We start from the raw sequence: 16,974 nt of genomic DNA, 5'->3' as shown, positions 1-16,974 counted from the left end.
GTAGTTCAGTTGGTTAGAATACCTGCCTGTCACGCAGGGGGTCGCGGGTTCGAGCCCCGTCCGTTCCGCCACTTATTGCAAAACCCCTGAATCGATGATTCAGGGGTTTTTTGCATTTTAACTTCTATCTATTTTTAGTCGACTAAATCTATCCCCCAATAACCTATCTCTTAATCGAGTCATACGGTAATACTCCTACTCGTAGGCAGATATCTCTTAGTTAATTATGTTCGTAATTTAACAGACCACAGTCCACAACCCATAGCGAATGAAAAGCCTTGGTGGCTAAGTGTGATTAAAGCAGGGGATAGGAATGGGGGGGGTGTATAAGCCCCCAATCTGAGGGCTTCGTACTAGGCTGATTCTTTACGGCAGACTAATAACGTATGACCAATACCAAGACCATCAATATCTTCCTCAACATAGAACCCTGCAGCAGATAAGCACTGGTAAAATGTATCTGAGTGATAAAAACGGCTATTGCCGTTAGCCATACATGTAAAATAAAGAGATGATGCATTTAAGCTAAATGCGCCGGCTTCGAATTGTTGCCTATCCCAGAATATCTCCATAATGCATACATAGCTATCTGGTTTCATCGCATGGTGAATAAGCTTTAGAATATGTACAATTCTTTCTTCGCTGAAACAGTCTAGAAATTGGCTCATCCACCAAACATCTGCTTCCCCAGGTAATTTATCTGCCAGTAACAGATCTACGGGATACGAACTAATACGATCGCTATAACCTTTGCTTTTGACATTCTCATTGGCTAAAGCTATCTGTTGTGGCAAGTCCAATAGTGTTATTTTTACATCAGGATCATGGGCTGCACATTGTATAGCCCACTTTCCGGTATTAGCACCGATGTCATATATATGTTTAGGCTCAAGATCAAAAATTGTTTTTAGAGCAAGTTGAAAGGCATTATCTGAATAGAAGTGATCAAAGGCGAACCAACTCTCGCGGGCTGCATTGGGCAATTCACTCAGTGCTGGATAAATTGTCGGCCATTCACCAAACACAGATAATCCCGCTGGTTTGCCTGTTTCCAGGGATTCTTTTAAATTGAATAATCCTTGGTAACAAACGTCTCGAGTGAAATCCATATTTACGCGGGTCATTTGATCATGTAACAAGTAATGGCCAATCTTACCCAGATAAAAATGTTTTCCCTGCTGGTAGAGAATGTGACCACTCAGCCCCATATCCAATAAGATACTGATGGCGTATCTACTTAGCGAGCAATGAACTTCAATCTCATCCAAGGTTATTCCGTTCTTACCTGAGTTATCTAATGCGGCTAGAATCCCTGATTCCCTCAGGTTAAGTGCAGCTTGAAATAGCATCGGTGCAAAAGCTATTTTTTGAGCTTCAGTTATTGCCGCCAAAGCACTGATTTGATCCTTGTCATATCCGTAGCGCAAGCTTACGTCCTCGTAATCCAAGTAATAGCTCACCACCCAGCATGATTCTCTTTGAATGGTGAGTTTTTATAATAACTTATTGTTATTTATGATGTTACATTGATGGCTGACTGAGCTGGATCTGAATGTCTTTGTTCAAATTAGCTATCCAGCGATTGTATTTTGAATGTATCTTCCCATTTTTTGCATCCATATTAGTACTGCCAATATATTTGACTTGATAATTATTAGCACTGTAATTGATCTGAATTTCAACTGTATGGTCGCGATTTATTAGTTTTCCGTTAATCACACCGTCAGAGGCAGGAGTCATTATCCAGCCTCGTTTTATCCCGCCGGCCATTATCGCTTTTTGTACTTCGGCAGTAGTATGATTGCCAATTACTGTTTGGCTCACGTTTTGTATTGGCGTGGTACTAGAGCATCCAGTGATAAATGCGAGAGATACAAACCCGATTAAAATCATTTTTAATAATTTCATGATGATCCAATTAATTAATAATTTTCATGTTAGTCCATGAGAGGAATAACGCAGCATGCTGTATAGCAAGGATAAAATACTCTGACTCATTCAAATACACAAATATTCTTATATTGCTTTTATTTTACATAAATGTAATCTGGATGTTGTTGTTCATATTTATTGCTTTTCATCACGTAAATATAAATAAATTTGGAATTCATCTAAAGATTATTAGAAACATGCCGATATATAAAATATTTTCTTTTAGAATTTTAATCACATTCAAAGTATGAATATAAGTAATTCTTAAACAAAAAGAGAATAATCAAATTTTTAAATGCTTTTTACCTGGAAATAGAATAAATTGTCTCGCTTTACTGCTTGTTACTTGGGAAGTCCGGGGATCGTGGCTCATTCGCTGAATATACTGAATTGGTGTGCTTTAGCTCCAGGTATGGGAGTTCGTGAGCAGTGGCTTGACTGGGCGAAGAATTGTGCAAATCACACCGCCTGGCAAGGGGATTTACCTAAGTCAACGCATATACCTATGATGTCCGCCAGAAGGATGAGCACAGGTAGCCGACTAGCGGTTGAAGCAGGGCTTTCATTGTTAGGGGCAGAAACTGCAGATATGGCAATATTTACCAGCCGCCATGGAGAATTGGAACGTACTTACAAGATACTACAATGCCTCCAGCAGCAGCAGAGCATTTCTCCAACCGATTTTGCCATGTCAGTTCACAATACGGCATCTGGATGGTTAACTATCACTGCAAGCGATACATTGCCTGTAACGTCACTTGCAGCAGGAATAGACAGTTTTCAACAAGGTATCCTCGAAGCTATGGGGATGCTCGCTTGTGGCGCTGAGCGGGTGCTATTAGTCGATTTCGATGGAATTATGCCTGACTTTTATCATTCTCAGACGTCTCCGATAGGGTTGCCCTATGCATTAGCATTATTGTTAACTACTGGTGATGATTTGCAGTGTGAAGGTATTTCTAGCACTTATAGTATTAATTCTGAATTACCGCAGGGGCTCAATTTTTTGCGTAATTGGTTGAATAAAAAGTCTTATTTCGTAATACAAGGTCAGCAAAATGATTGGCAATGGAGCCAGTGATGGATAGTTCTCTTGCAGTTCAAACTACACCCCAGCATTCTTCTTTGCTAAATCGTTCATGGCGAGTTGTTGCAACAGCTTTTTGCTTCATGCTTTTTGGCTTAGGAGGGCTGTTATTATCCCTTTTATGGTTTTCCTCTTTACGCCTAATTATTCGCTCAGAAGCAACCAGAAGTCAGATCACTCAGCAAAGTATTCGTTATAGTTTTCAGCTATTTCTACGTATAGCCAGATTTCTCGGTGTTTTCGATTATCAAATAGAAAATAATAAGCTGTTCTCAGAGGACACCGGTTGTTTGATTGTGGCTAATCACCCTAGCTTATTAGATTATGTGTTGCTGGCCGCACATATGCCAAGATGTGATTGTATTGTCAAGGAAGCATTGTTAAATAATATATTTGTTGCAGGTGTTATCAAGTCTGCTGGTTATTTGGTTAATACTGAGTCAGATAGGTTATTAATACACTGTAAAGCTCGATTAGCCAGGGGAGGAAGCATCCTTATATTCCCTGAAGGGACAAGAACAACTGCTGGTTGCGAACTGAGTTTACAACGAGGAGCTGCGAATATTGCATTGCATAGCGGGTGTGATATCCGAATTGTTTATATTGATTGTAATCCTCCGATGCTGACGAAAGAACTTAAATGGTATAATATCCCGCCGGTAAAGCCTCAATTTAATATTATTGTTCAAAATAAAATCAATAGTAATGAATTTATCCATGATAGTGATTTATCACTAGCGCTTGCTGCAAGGCGACTGACGAAGCATCTAACCTGTGCATTAATGCCTGAATCTAAGAGAAAGAGTTAATGGAATTATTGAGTAGTGAGATCAAATTACTAATTATTGATGCCCTAAATCTGGAAGGGATGTCGGTGGATGATATTGATTCACAGGCTGCATTATTTGGTGATGGTTTAGGTTTAGATTCGATTGATGCTCTGGAACTTGGATTAGCACTCAAAAATAAATATAACGTCGTGCTCTCTGCGGAGAGTGAAGATATGCGCCAGCACTTTTATTCGGTAAAAACGCTTGCGAAATTTATTTCTGAACAGCGTAACTGACAGAGTATTATAATAATGGAAAAAGAAGAAATATATCAGCAGGTTACATCGCTCCTGGTGAGGCTTTTTGATATTAATGAGTCTGATATCAAGCCAGAATCAAAGTTATATGAAGAATTAGAGTTGGACAGTATTGACGCAGTTGATCTGGTTGTGCATTTACAGAAAGCTACTGGTAAAAAGATAATGCCGGAAATGTTCAAATCAGTTCGAACTGTTCAAGATATTGTTGATGCAGTCGATAATTTATTGAATGCCAAGCCATAAGTGGTGAAATCAGGTGACAGATAATCAGAGTAATTTATTTATTGGTCACCTGACTGTTTTACTTAAAGTCTTTACGGTTATCGCATTTATAGCCTACCCACTGGCGGTCTGGTTTGGCTTGGAACGCTGGGGATTACATGTATTAGCCCCGATACTGCTATTGATGTTTATATTGCGCCTCCTTGTTGTACGCAGCAAAATTAAACAACAACTCTGGCTAGGTAAAGTGCTTGCACTGGCTGGTATTGTCCTATCTTTGGCAAGTTGGGGGTTAGGGAAAGCCCAGTGGTTGCTGTTTTATCCTGTAGTAGTCAATATCTTTTTACTGACGCTCTTTGCCTGCTCTTTGTTTCGCCCCCCTCCCATAATTGAAAGATTGGCAAGATTGACTGAACCTGAATTGTCACCACAAGGTGTGGTTTATACCCGAAAAGTGACTCAGATATGGTGCGTGTTTTTTGCAGTAAATGGCACGATTGCTTTGGCAACTTGTTTGTACGGCGATATGCATTTATGGGCCTTATATAACGGTGGCTTGAGCTATTTATTTATTGGTTCTTTGATGGGTATGGAATGGATAATCAGGAAAAGGGTTCAACAGCAGTGAATTTGCCTATGGCTAATTGGTTGGATCATTCTCGAGATGATGCCCTGATTATCACTCTATGTGGTGTGAAAAAGGTAACTTTGCGCCAACTAAGGTGTGATGTTACTTATCTTGTGGAGAGAATGGCCATTTTCTCTACAAGCCGTTGGGCGCTGTGTTTTGAAAATAGCTATTGGTTTACTGTTGCATTACTTGCCACGTTATATTGTAAAAAAACACCCATTATTTTCGGCCATGCGCGCGAGGCCGTGCTTAAGGAACAATTGCATCAGTTTGATGGCATGTTGACTGACCAGTTGCTGAATCTTAATTGCCCGACTGTAATGGTGGCAGACCATGCCCCTGTAGATACTATTTGTCATCCACTTCCTGATTGGCCTTCCGATGCATCTCTAATTCTTTTCACCTCAGGGTCTACTGGTGCACCTAAGGCCGTGGTCAAGTCTGTTGCTAGTTTGGATATTGAAAGCCATTGGTTGGCTGAAAAATGGGGGCAGTACTTGGACAAAATGAGCAACCCATTAATTATCGCTTCGGTTTCTCATCAACATTTGTACGGGCTGACTTTTCGACTCTTTTTACCACTTTCGCTAGGCATACCTTTTCAGGCTGAGTTGATTGGTTACCATGAACAACTACAACAATTACCTGAATTATTTTCACCAATATTTATTAGTAGCCCCGCGTTTTTAAAGCGCATAGATACGAAATTACCCCCGATACGATGTCAGCAGATCTTTTCTGCTGGCGGGCCGCTCAATTTTCATGATGCCCAAGCTACTCTGAAAATCTTGGGTGTGCTGCCGACAGAGATTTATGGTGCGACGGAAACTGGTCTGATTGCTTATCGTCAACAGTTAGAGCAACTGCAACCGTGGCAGTTTTTCTCAGGGGTAACACTAGCCATTAATAATGATAATACTTTTACTGTTTACTCTGCCTTGATACCTGAATCAACAGGGATGCTGATGAGCGATATTATTGAGCTATCAGATAATGGGCAAAGTTTTTACCTGGCTGGGCGTCAAGATCGAATCGTAAAAATAGAAGAGAAGCGTGTTTCGCTGACGGAGATAGAACAGCGTCTAACATCACTTCCTGATATTGCTGAAGCAACGGTATTGGTTTTAACCCAAAACGAAAGAGTGAGTATTGCTGCTGTTGTGGTATTGACGGACTATGGCAAGGAGCAACTTTCAACTGCAACAGTGGGTTCTTTTACTCAAAACTTGCGAAGCAGCTTACGGAATTGGCTTGAACCTGTCTCTCTTCCCCGTCGTTTGCGTGTGATTGATGTTATGCCTGTTAATTTGCAAGGAAAGCGAGATTATGCGCTGCTACAGGAGCTGTTTTTATGATGTTCCCTATTGTTATCACTCACACAATAACAGGCAATCACTGCGCAAATATCAGTCTTGTATTGCCTGCTGAATTACACTGGTTTAGTGGCCATTTTCCCGATTGTCCGATACTGCCTGGTGTGGCACAAATTAATTGGGTTATGCACTACGCAAATCAGTTACTAGGCGAGTTACCGGCGGTGAAGAGTATTGATGTCGTAAAATTTCAGCGACCACTGATGCCGGAGGATCAAGTGATCTTAGTGCTTAATTGGGCGCGAACGGAACATAAGCTGATATTCAAATACCTTATCCATGGGGAAATAACGGCTAGCAGCGGAAAGATTTCCCTATGTCAGTAACCCCTTTTGCACCGTGCCTGGTGATACCTTGTTTCAATCATGGTGGAACCATGGCGGGAGTATTATCGCAGTTGGCTATATATCAACTCCCTTGCCTGATAATCGATGATGGTAGTGATGCTGATACTGCAAACGAGCTGGAGCGTTTGGCGGCGGAATATCCTTGGGTTGTACTGGTAACACACTCTGAAAATAGGGGGAAGGGGAATGCGGTACTGAATGGATTGGCCGTGGCACAAAAATATGGCTATAGCCACGGCTTACAAGTCGATGCTGATGGCCAGCATCATTTGTCGGATATTCCGATCATGTTAGTTGAAGCGGAAAAACATCCTCATTGCCTCATTTCAGGGCGACCGATTTACGATAAATCAGTACCGAAAGCGCGACTTTATGGCCGCTATATCACTCACTTCTGGGTATGGATTGAGACATTATCTCTGTCGCTAAAAGACAGTATGTGCGGTTTTCGTGTCTATCCAGTCGCTGAAACATTGGCTGTAGCTGCCCAGTATTCATTGGGTGTTCGGATGGATTTTGATACCGAAGTAATGGTCAAATTATATTGGCAGGGTACAGAAAGCCGCTTCTTGCCAACAAAGGTTACTTATCCTGAAAATGGTATTTCGCATTTTGATGCGCTACGTGACAATCTGCGTATTTCCTGGATGCATACTCGTTTATTCTTTGGCATGTTGCCACGCATACCTACCTTACTTAAGCGTCATCTGCAAAAGCCCGAAAACCATTGGTCTCAAACTAAAGAACGCAGTGGCTTATGGGGCATGCGGTTGATGCTACGCAGTTACAAGATTCTGGGACGTACGGCTTTCAATCTGATGCTATACCCCGTTATCAGCTATTTTTGGCTCACTGGTCATCGTCAACGCAAAGCTTCAATTCTTTATTTACAGCGGCTAGTGAGTTACGCCAAACAGCAAAATCACCCCTTACCGAGATCTTTAAATAGCTTTCGGCATTTCATGCGATTTGGTGAATCCATGCTTGATAAATTGGCTAGTTGGCAAGGGGATTTAGTGGTTGGCAAAGATGTGGTCTTGGTAGGGCGTGAGCGCTGTGAGGCGCAAATAGCCACTCGTCAAGGATCACTCATTTTGGCATCCCATTTAGGGGATATAGAGTCTTGTCGTGCTTTGGCTGAGTTATCTGTTGGCGTAAAGGTCAATGCATTGGTTTTCACTCACCATGCGGCTCGTTTTAATCAGGTGATGAAGGAAATTAATCCACATGCCCTGATTAACCTTATTCAGGTTACATCGATTGGGCCGGATACAGCCATTTTATTGCGTCAAAAGCTGGATGAAGGGGAATGGGTGGCTATTGTCGGGGATCGTACCTCTGTTAGTCCTTATCAGCGAGACAACCAACCAAGGGTCATTTGGAGCTCGTTTTTAGGATATCCCGCTCCCTTCCCTATTGGGCCTTTTGCTTTGGCTGCTGCACTGCGTTGCCCTGTATTTCTAATGTTTGGTTTAAAACTGTCCAGACAAGCGAAATCGATGGTGGCGTCGGGTGTTATTGGCTCGGAGCGTTCGGCAAGATTACATGTTTATTTTGAGCCTTTCGCTGATCCGCTGATATTACCGCGAGCTACCCGGCAATCTGCTTTGCAAAACGCCGTGGATAGCTACGCTGCCCGTTTGGAGCATTACTCACTATTAGCCCCACTCGATTGGTTTAATTTTTATGACTTCTGGCATCTAAATGATGGGAAGCCAAACCAAGGAAATTTGTGAAATGAATTTACCCGATGACCCGCGTTTTGCTACCCGGATAGTCCATAACATCCCTTTCCATGATATCGATCCTATGGGGGTAGTCTGGCACGGCAATTATTTCCGTTATTTTGAAATTGCCCGAGAGGCATTATTGAATCAAATCGATTATGGCTATCGAGAGATGCAGGCTTCAGGCTACGTGTGGCCGATAGTAGACACGCGAGTGAAATACATTGCTCCGCTGGAATTTGAGCAGCGCATTCATATCTGTGCTTCCATCGAAGAATATGAAAATCGCTTACGTATTGGTTACCAGATTTATGATGCCGCCAGCGGCAAGCGCATGACAACGGGATATACCATTCAGGTCGCGGTTAAGGCGTCGACAAAAGAAATGAATTTTGTTTCGCCAGCGGTGCTGTTAGAGAAAATGGGTATCACTCTATGAAATCTATTCTGGCAACCATACTACTTTGCTTAAGTCTCACTACCCATGCAGTGACACTGACATCACTGCAACAGCGGTTTGGGGAACAACCGGTACTGCGTGCCGAATTTGAACAGCAACGCAGCATAAGTGGTATGGATAAACCTTTAAAATCAAGTGGTAGCCTACTTATCTCTCGTGAGAAAGGGCTTTGGTGGTCACAGCAGAAACCTTTTGTTCTGACGCTATTGTTAGATGACAAGCGGATGGTGCAAACCATGGACGGCCAGCCTTCACAAGTGATTACTGCGGACAGTAATCCTCAAATGTTCCAGTTTAATCACTTATTAACTGCATTGTTCCATGCTGATACATCAGTTCTGGAGCAAAACTTCACGTTAACCTTTACCGATAGTGGCCAAGATCGTTGGGTATTAGTACTGACTCCGAAAACGACACCATTGGATAAGTTATTTAAATCCATCACTTTGCATGGTCAATATTTTCTGGAAACGATTGATATAGAAGATATGCAGGGAGATGGAACTCATATCCGTTTTTTCAACCAATTAACTGAGCCTAAGACACTGAGCCATGCCGAACAGCAGCTTTTTGCGCACTGATTGCCATCGAAAACTGGCTATCGGCTGGTTACTTGTCTGCCTGCTATTGCTGGCAACATTGCTCTGGTTAATCCCCCGTAGTCAGATTAATAGCAGTGTTCTGGCGTTGTTGCCGAAACAAGAGCTGGCAGGTGTTCCAGCTGAGCTGACTGAGGGGTTTAACCAACGCCTTGACCGCCAATTAGTATGGTTGGTCAGCCCTGAGAATGACACACTAGCCCCGGTGAACTGGTGGTTAAAGCAGTTACAAAAAATGCCAGCGCTACATCAAGTCAGTGGTGAAATGACTGCTCAGCGGCAACAGGAATGGGGTGTTTTTTTCTTTCAGCACCGTAATGTATTGCTGGATGATGCGACCCGCCTGCGTTTAAGCCATGGCGGCGATGCTCAAGCGCAATGGATACTTGGGCAAACTTATTCGGCATTTGCCGGGGTGAGTGGTAAAGAATTAAAGCATGACCCCTTGCTGCTGGTCCGTGGTTCACAGCTTGCACAACAACAAAATAGCGGCACATTAAGCTTAAATAAGGGCTGGCTAGTGGCTAAAGATAGTCATGGCCGCCAATGGTATTTGATTCACGGAGAATTACGCGCTTCATCTTATGATATGGCCAGCGCGCGCAGCACTGTTGATTCATTGGCTGAGTTAAAGCAACAACTTCAGCAACGTTGGCCTGGCACTGAAGTGTTGGAACGAGGCACTATTTTTTACAGTAATTACGCCAGTCAGCAGGCCGAAAGTGATATTTCGACCATTGGTTTGATATCGGTCGCCGGAGTATTCCTGCTGATCCTTCTCATGTTTAAATCATTATTGCCACTAGGCTTATGCCTTCTCTCGATAACCATCGGTGCATTAGCAGGAGCGGTTGCCACATTACTTATCTTTGGCGAAGTCCATGTTATGACTCTGGTATTGAGTGCCAGTATCATCGGTATTTCAGCGGATTATACCCTTTACTATTTGACTGACCGTATGGCGCATGGCGGTCAGACGACACCGCTTGCGAGTTTGACGAAATTGTTCCCAGCACTGTCAATGGCACTATTGACCACTGTGATAGCTTATCTGATTTTACTCATTGCACCTTTCCCCGGATTACAGCAATTGGCTGTTTTTGCTTCCGCAGGGCTGACCGCTGCTTGTATCACAGTGATGTGCTGGTATCCGATATTAGCTAAACGTTTACCGGTTCGTCCGGTACCGAGCTTAAAACTGATTCATCTGTGGTTAAAGAGTTGGCAATGTAATCGAGTGCTGCGACTGGGTTTACCTATCTTGATTATTATTTTTACTATCATTGGGTTAGCTACATTGCAAGTGAATGATGATATCAGTGAATTGCAGGCAATGCCGGCTGAGTTCCAACAGCAGGAACAGCGTATTGCTGCACTTACCGGGCAACACAGTGACCAAAAATGGTTTGTTGTTTATGGTGATAATGCTGAACAGGCATTACAACGCTTAGAGCAATTTTCTCCTTATCTGTCACAGGCTAAAAAAGCAGGATGGATTGAAAATTATCGGGTATTGCCATTGCCTTCACTACTTAGACAACAACAAAATATTGCACTGCTTAAGCAAACAACCCCAACAATTATCGAAAAACTGCAACAGGCTGGTATGAGTGTTTCTTTGCCTGAATCGCCTGCGGAGAGGAGCTCGACAGTGTGGGTGACTCCACCTCAATGGCTTGACTCTGTGGTGAGCGAAGGGTGGCGATTACTTTGGCTCTCATTACCGGATGGGCGAACAGCGATGCTGCTTCCTGTAAGTGGTGTCACTAATCCTGGCGCGTTACAGCAGTTGGCCAAATCAGTACAAGGAGTGACCTGGGTTGACAGGAAAACTGAATTCAACACGCTATTCTCTGTTTATCGTGCTTATTTATCATGGCTGTTATTGATTGCGGTGGTTGTTATTGCCGTGGTCTATTGTTGGCGATTCGGCTTCAGTCGTGGCTTGTATTGTGTCACTCCCACGATACTGTCATTGGGAATGGGGCTGGCAGTGCTTTCTGTCACAGGCCATTCATTGAATCTCTTCTCTTTATTAGCATTGATATTGGTGTTGGGTATTGGCATCAATTATACCTTGTTCTTCACCAACCCTCGTGGAACGCCAAGTACATCAATGTTTGCCATTTTTATGGCTGTATTCACTACTCAATTGACCTTTGGCATGTTGGTATTTAGTCATACCCAAGCCATCAGTAGTTTTGGCATTGTGCTGAGCAGTGGTGTATTTACCGCCTTTTTATTAGCGCCTTTAGCGCTACCCAAGCCAAAAGGAGAGCGTCCGTGATCGATAAACGGAGTGGGATATTAGTCGTTTTAGCGTTGTTGATTGTGGGGTGTGTAAGCTCACCGGACCAAACACAGCCTAAAGCCTGGCTTAAACCGGGAGTGAGGGTAGATTTGCCACAACCGATGATAGCTGAGCCCATTGATCAGCAGCAGCTATTGACTGCAACAGCACAGGGAAAACAGCAGTCATTATTAGTGCTCCTCCACGCAGATGGGCAGCGCTTAACCTTGGTTGGGCTGTCCCCTCTGGGTATCCGCTTATTTAAAGTTGCCTATGACAAGCAGGGGATTCATTTAGAACAAACAATAAAAATTGTTGGATTACCCCCTGCTAATCAGGTTCTTGCCGATATTATGTTGAGCTATTGGCCCGTTGCATCGTGGCTTGCGTTATTACCTGCAAATTGGCGGCTGGTGGATGAGGGAGATAAACGCAGGCTATACGATGATAAGGGGCAGGTAGTGACAGAGATTAGCTACCAAATGTCAGGCGGTATCCGTAAGCCAATAGCTATCGAGCAGTTTGTGTTTCACTATCGTATTACTATCCAAAATGTGGAGGGCTAGCGGCGATGGTCTATTTTTCCGCCGTCGGGATGGTCAATGCCCTGGGGTATTCGTTATCTGAAGTGAAGGATAACCTTTGTGCCGGACTGGCCCCTGGAATGGCCCCCCGGCCGGGTTGGCTCTTGGATGATTCACCTATTTGGTTGGGAGCGGTTGATGCTGAGTTACCCGCATTACCGGAACAACTCGCGCCACACAATAGCCGTAACAACCGCCTATTGATGGCTGCCTTGTTGCAAATTCAACCTGAAATTACCGCATGTATCGCCCGCTATGGTGCATCACGAGTTGCCGTGATTATGGGAACCAGCACTTCCGGTATTTTCGAAGGGGAACAGGCGGTCAGGGAATATCAACCCGGTTCTGGTGAGTTTCCTGCGGGATACCATTACCAACAGCAAGAGTTAGGTGATCCCAGCATCTTCCTCACACGCTATTTAGGTTTAACTGGCCCGAGTTATACCGTCTCGACGGCTTGTTCTTCCAGCGTGCGGGCAATTATTAGTGGCAAGCGCCTAATAGAATCAGGAATGGTCGATGCAGCGATAGTTGGTGGTGCGGATAGCTTGTGCCGTATGCCCATCAACGGTTTTCACAGTCTTGAATCATTGTCTGCTGAGCGCTGTATTCCATTTGCGGCAGAACGTAAAGGGATCAATGTTGGTGAGGCGGCAGCATTAATCTTATTATCACGTGAACCTTCCCCTGTAGCACTATTGGGTGTAGGGGAGTCCTCGGATGCCTGGCATATGTCTGCTCCTCATCCTGAAGGGCGCGGGGCGGAACAGGCCATCAAAATGGCATTAACTCAGGCTGGGTTACAGCCCGCGGGTGTCGGTTACATTAATCTGCATGGCACGGCGACTCGCTTAAATGATCAGGTTGAAGCACAGGTCGTAAATCGGGTATTTGGTCATCAGACACCCTGTAGTTCAACCAAACATCTGACCGGACATACTTTGGGAGCCGCAGGGGCAACTGAGGCCGCACTAAGTTGGCTGATGCTAAGCCATTCCTTGCCGCTACCAATACAAGATTTTTCTCAAAGATCCCGGGATACAACTTTGGCCGAGATTAATTTGGTCACTGGGCCAGCAATGCTCAAGACTCCGGTTATTTTGTCTAACTCATTCGCTTTTGGTGGTAACAACGCGTGTTTGATATTAGGGGCTGGCAGATGATGCATTCTGCTGAGTACTACTTACCACACCAATCACCTATGGTGATGTTAGATAAAGTTTATGTTGTAGAGGAGAGCAATGCCGAGTGTCGCGTTACTGTTTCTCAAGATAGCGTCCTCGCCCCCTTCCTTGATACGCATGGTTGTCTACCCAACTGGTTTGCTATCGAATTAATGGCGCAAACTATTGGCGTCTGGCGTGGCTGGCACGGTTTGCAACAAGCAGTGCCACCGACTATCGGGATGTTGTTGGGGGGGCGGGCCATCAGTTGTGAGCTTGCCGTATTCCCGGCTGGCAGTGAGCTTCAGGTCTGTGTTCATTTAATCTTACAAGATGAAAAAATTGGCAGTTTTGAGTGCAGTATCAGCATTGCAGGAAAGCAGGTCGCTTGCGGCAGGTTAAATACTTATCAGCCTGATGCCGAAGAAATAAAAAAACTTACATTGGGGAATGGTGCATGAAGCGTTCTGTTTTAGTCACTGGGGCTAGTAAAGGGATAGGGCGAGCTATTGCTCTTCGTCTGGCTGCAGATGGTTTTTTAGTAGTAGTGCATTATCACCGAGATGTTGCTGGTGCTGAGGCGACTCTGGAGCAGATTATTGATGCTGGTGGTGAAGGGCGCTTAATTTGTTTTGATATTAGTGCCAGGCAACAGTGCAAAGATGTTCTGGAGCAGGATATCGCGACTTATGGTGGCTACTACGGCGTAGTAAACAATGCCGGAATCACCCGCGATGGCGCTTTCCCTGCACTAACAGAAGAGGAGTGGGATGGTGTTATTCATACCAATCTGGACAGTTTCTACAACGTCCTACATCCCTGTGTGATGCCCATGATCGGTTTACGTAAAGGCGGGCGAATTATTGCGCTTTCCTCAGTTTCGGGTGTGGTCGGGAATCGTGGCCAGGTGAATTACAGTGCGGCTAAAGCCGGAGTTATCGGGGCTTGCAAAGCTCTGGCTCTGGAGTTGGCGAAACGCAAAATTACCGTGAATTGTATTGCCCCTGGATTGATTGATACCGGCATGATCAATATGGAGCCAATAGCTCTGGAAGAAGCAATGCGCATGATCCCCCTTAAACGGATGGGAGAGGCTGAAGAAGTAGCTGGATTAGCCAGCTATCTGATGTCAGATATTGCCGGGTACGTTACTCGTCAGGTGATTTCAATCAATGGAGGAATGGTATGAGCAGCAGGATGGTTGCCACCAATCGAGTTGTGATTACTGGCATGAGTGGTGTTACCGCCTTTGGTAACAGTTGGGCTGATATCTCGGCACGTATTTATGCGGGCGAAAATGCGGTGCAGTATATGCCGCAGTGGGAGGAATATCAGGGGCTGAATACGCATTTAGGCGCGCCGATTAATGATTTTGTCATACCGGAGCACTACACCCGCAAGCGGATTCGCTCAATGGGGCGGGTATCGCTGTTGGCGACCCGAGCGACTGAGCTGGCGTTGGAGCAAGCGGGGCTGATCGGGGAAGACGTGCTAACCAATGGTGATACGGGAATTGCCTATGGGTCCTCAACGGGCAGCACCAAGCCGGTCAGTGAATTTGCCACCATGCTGACTGAAAAGCATACCAATAACATTACCGGTACGACCTATGTACAAATGATGCCCCATACCGCAGCGGTCAATACCGGGTTATTTTTTGGCTTGCGTGGGCGAGTTATCCCTACCTCAAGTGCTTGTACTTCCGGTAGTCAGGCAATCGGGTATGCCTATGAGGCTATTCGTCATGGTTACCAAAAGGTAATGGTAGCGGGCGGAGCAGAGGAACTGTGTCCTTCTGAAGCGGCAGTGTTTGATACATTGTTTGCGACTAGCCAGCTAAATGATTCGCCAAAATTATCGCCAAGACCTTTTGATCGTCAGCGCGATGGTTTGGTTATAGGTGAAGGTGCCGGCACTCTGATTTTGGAAGAATTGGAACATGCACAAGCACGTGGTGCCACTATTTATGGTGAAATCATGGGTTTTTACACTAACTGCGATGCCAGTCATATAACTCAGCCGCAAAAAGAAACCATGCAAATTTGTATTGAAAAAGCCTTGCTGAGTGCGGGGCTGGCGGCTGCTGATATCGGGTATATCAGTGCTCATGGTACGGCGACTGAGCGCGGGGATATTGCAGAAAGTCAGGCTACGGCTACTGTTTTTGGTAATCGGACGCCAATTTCATCTCTGAAAAGTTATTTCGGCCATACCTTGGGAGCCTGCGGCGCTCTTGAAGCCTGGATGAGTCTGGAAATGATGAGGGCTGGGCGCTTTGCCCCCACCATTAATCTAACAGACCCAGACACTGCCTGCGGCGATCTGGATTATCTGATGGGGGAAGGGCGCTATATTGATACTGAATTCTTCCAAACCAATAACTTTGCCTTTGGTGGCATCAATACATCATTGGTGATCCGTCGCTGGCCATAGTCATCATTAATTTCCTCATTGTTGATTTTTTATCAAAAGTATTGTGTTGAATGTGGCATTTTTTGGCAATAAAACTCTTGGCATAATCACTGCAGATTTTCACCGGGAAGCTGAGTTACTTGCTTCCCGGTGGCAGCCAGATTTTTACACCAATGGTTTTTTTGCCCGACAGCATATTAACCAGGATACAAATCAACTCGCTTTAAAATGAGGAATTACAATGAGCGTACCTGCATTCGGTTTAGGAACTTTTCGACTACAAGATCAAGTTGTTATTGATTCAGTGAGCCAGGCATTAACATTGGGCTATCGTGCAATCGATACAGCGCAGATATATGAAAATGAGGCCGCAGTTGGTCAGGCTATCGTAGAAAGCGGTGTTAAACGTGACGAACTATTCATCACCACTAAGATCTGGATTGCGAATTTAGCGCAAGGGAAATTAATTCCCAGCCTGGAAGAGAGTTTGCAGAAGCTGAAAACCGATTATGTGGATCTGACATTAATTCACTGGCCATCGCCAAATGATGAAGTGCCTGTTGCTGAATTTATGGCTGAGTTGATGAAAGCCAAAGAGTTGGGATTAACCCGTCAGATTGGTATCTCTAACTTCACTATTGATTTAATGAAGCAGGCTATAGCTGCGGTAGGCGCCAAGGCCATAGCGACGAACCAAATCGAGTTGTCTCCATTGCTGCAAAACCGCAAGGTTGTTGAGTTTGCTCAGCAAAATGATATTGCTATCACTTCTTATATGACGCTGGCTTATGGCAAGGCATTAGAAGAGCCAGTTATCAAGAAAATTGCAGAGCAGCACGGTGCGACACCTGCGCAGATCATTTTAAGCTGGGCGATGCAATTGGGTTACAGTGTTATTCCTTCATCAACCAAAGTGGCTAATTTGGCCAGCAATCTGTTGGCTCAGGATTTACAGCTGAACGCAGAAGATATGGCGCTGATCGCCACACTAGATCGTGACGAACGGCTGGTAAGCCCTGATGGTTTAGCACCAAAGTGGGATTAACTTTAGATTAAG

Annotated in this window: 19 protein-coding genes; 17 read left to right on the top strand and 2 right to left on the bottom strand. The window is 44.6% G+C overall.

Annotation, left to right across the window (positions count from 1 at the left end; genetic code table 11):
• Window positions 1-353 precede the first annotated feature (353 nt).
• Both QSV56_RS20315 and QSV56_RS20310 read right to left on the bottom strand, forming a co-directional pair.
• A complete protein-coding gene (locus tag QSV56_RS20315; protein ID WP_026018124.1) occupies window positions 354-1,427 on the bottom strand; it encodes a methyltransferase in 1,074 nt (357 codons plus the stop codon).
• Window positions 1,428-1,521: 94 nt separating this feature from the next.
• Window positions 1,522-1,908 (bottom strand): hypothetical protein, encoded by a 387-nt coding sequence (locus tag QSV56_RS20310; RefSeq protein ID WP_019082084.1) that lies wholly within the window; start codon window positions 1,906-1,908, stop codon window positions 1,522-1,524.
• Between the two features lie 388 nt (window positions 1,909-2,296).
• Between QSV56_RS20310 and QSV56_RS20305 the strand changes: the two genes are divergently transcribed.
• The 17 genes from QSV56_RS20305 (at window position 2,297) to dkgB (ending at window position 16,962) form a co-directional block, all read left to right on the top strand.
• Window positions 2,297-3,013, top strand: a complete 717-nt coding sequence (locus tag QSV56_RS20305) for a beta-ketoacyl synthase chain length factor (RefSeq protein WP_019082085.1) — start codon at window positions 2,297-2,299, stop codon at window positions 3,011-3,013.
• Window positions 3,013-3,828: a 1-acyl-sn-glycerol-3-phosphate acyltransferase gene (locus QSV56_RS20300; RefSeq protein WP_046050361.1), complete on the top strand. Its 816-nt coding sequence runs from the start codon at window positions 3,013-3,015 to the stop codon at window positions 3,826-3,828. Before QSV56_RS20305 ends, QSV56_RS20300 begins: the two co-directional genes overlap by 1 nt.
• Entirely contained in the window at window positions 3,828-4,085 is a 258-nt protein-coding gene (locus QSV56_RS20295) for a phosphopantetheine-binding protein (protein ID WP_046050362.1), read from the top strand. Before QSV56_RS20300 ends, QSV56_RS20295 begins: the two co-directional genes overlap by 1 nt.
• A 15-nt stretch (window positions 4,086-4,100) precedes the next feature.
• Window positions 4,101-4,352: an acyl carrier protein gene (locus tag QSV56_RS20290; protein ID WP_046050363.1), complete on the top strand. Its 252-nt coding sequence runs from the start codon at window positions 4,101-4,103 to the stop codon at window positions 4,350-4,352.
• A gap of 13 nt (window positions 4,353-4,365) precedes the next feature.
• Window positions 4,366-4,959 carry a hypothetical protein gene (locus QSV56_RS20285; protein ID WP_046050364.1) on the top strand — a complete coding sequence of 198 codons (594 nt, stop codon included), beginning with the start codon at window positions 4,366-4,368 and terminating at the stop codon, window positions 4,957-4,959.
• Window positions 4,926-6,317 carry an AMP-binding protein gene (locus tag QSV56_RS20280; protein ID WP_050162406.1) on the top strand — a complete coding sequence of 464 codons (1,392 nt, stop codon included), beginning with the start codon at window positions 4,926-4,928 and terminating at the stop codon, window positions 6,315-6,317. Before QSV56_RS20285 ends, QSV56_RS20280 begins: the two co-directional genes overlap by 34 nt.
• Entirely contained in the window at window positions 6,314-6,661 is a 348-nt protein-coding gene (locus QSV56_RS20275; RefSeq protein ID WP_050162405.1) for a hydroxymyristoyl-ACP dehydratase, read from the top strand. The genes QSV56_RS20280 and QSV56_RS20275 overlap by 4 nt, the downstream gene beginning before the upstream one ends.
• Window positions 6,652-8,418 carry a glycosyltransferase gene (locus tag QSV56_RS20270; protein ID WP_050157648.1) on the top strand — a complete coding sequence of 589 codons (1,767 nt, stop codon included), beginning with the start codon at window positions 6,652-6,654 and terminating at the stop codon, window positions 8,416-8,418. The genes QSV56_RS20275 and QSV56_RS20270 overlap by 10 nt, the downstream gene beginning before the upstream one ends.
• 1 nt (window position 8,419) lies before the next feature.
• Entirely contained in the window at window positions 8,420-8,848 is a 429-nt protein-coding gene (locus QSV56_RS20265) for a thioesterase family protein (protein WP_005173101.1), read from the top strand.
• Complete coding sequence (locus QSV56_RS20260; RefSeq protein ID WP_019082092.1) at window positions 8,845-9,450, top strand: outer membrane lipoprotein carrier protein LolA; 606 nt, start codon at window positions 8,845-8,847, stop codon at window positions 9,448-9,450. Before QSV56_RS20265 ends, QSV56_RS20260 begins: the two co-directional genes overlap by 4 nt.
• A complete protein-coding gene (locus QSV56_RS20255) occupies window positions 9,422-11,755 on the top strand; it encodes an MMPL family transporter (protein ID WP_050159957.1) in 2,334 nt (777 codons plus the stop codon). The genes QSV56_RS20260 and QSV56_RS20255 overlap by 29 nt, the downstream gene beginning before the upstream one ends.
• Window positions 11,752-12,324, top strand: coding sequence for a DUF3261 domain-containing protein (locus QSV56_RS20250; RefSeq protein WP_046050368.1), 573 nt, complete (start codon window positions 11,752-11,754; stop codon window positions 12,322-12,324). The genes QSV56_RS20255 and QSV56_RS20250 overlap by 4 nt, the downstream gene beginning before the upstream one ends.
• 5 nt (window positions 12,325-12,329) lie before the next feature.
• Window positions 12,330-13,505: a beta-ketoacyl-[acyl-carrier-protein] synthase family protein gene (locus QSV56_RS20245; RefSeq protein WP_019082095.1), complete on the top strand. Its 1,176-nt coding sequence runs from the start codon at window positions 12,330-12,332 to the stop codon at window positions 13,503-13,505.
• Window positions 13,502-13,966, top strand: a complete 465-nt coding sequence (locus tag QSV56_RS20240; protein WP_019082096.1) for a hotdog family protein — start codon at window positions 13,502-13,504, stop codon at window positions 13,964-13,966. Before QSV56_RS20245 ends, QSV56_RS20240 begins: the two co-directional genes overlap by 4 nt.
• Window positions 13,963-14,694 (top strand): 3-ketoacyl-ACP reductase FabG2, encoded by a 732-nt coding sequence (locus tag QSV56_RS20235; RefSeq protein ID WP_301213509.1) that lies wholly within the window; start codon window positions 13,963-13,965, stop codon window positions 14,692-14,694. The genes QSV56_RS20240 and QSV56_RS20235 overlap by 4 nt, the downstream gene beginning before the upstream one ends.
• Before the next feature lie 8 nt (window positions 14,695-14,702).
• Window positions 14,703-15,938, top strand: coding sequence for a beta-ketoacyl-ACP synthase (locus tag QSV56_RS20230; protein ID WP_046695657.1), 1,236 nt, complete (start codon window positions 14,703-14,705; stop codon window positions 15,936-15,938).
• A gap of 220 nt (window positions 15,939-16,158) precedes the next feature.
• The gene (gene dkgB, locus QSV56_RS20225) at window positions 16,159-16,962 is read left to right on the top strand and encodes a 2,5-didehydrogluconate reductase DkgB (RefSeq protein ID WP_046050369.1); all 804 of its coding nucleotides are present in this window, start codon (window positions 16,159-16,161) and stop codon (window positions 16,960-16,962) included.
• Window positions 16,963-16,974 lie beyond the last annotated feature (12 nt).

This window comes from Yersinia sp. 22-579, from assembly GCF_030433455.1.
GTDB lineage: Bacteria > Pseudomonadota > Gammaproteobacteria > Enterobacterales > Enterobacteriaceae > Yersinia > Yersinia enterocolitica.
The sequence above is the reverse complement of the archived record's forward strand: the minus strand, read 5'-3'. Positions and strand labels throughout refer to the sequence as shown.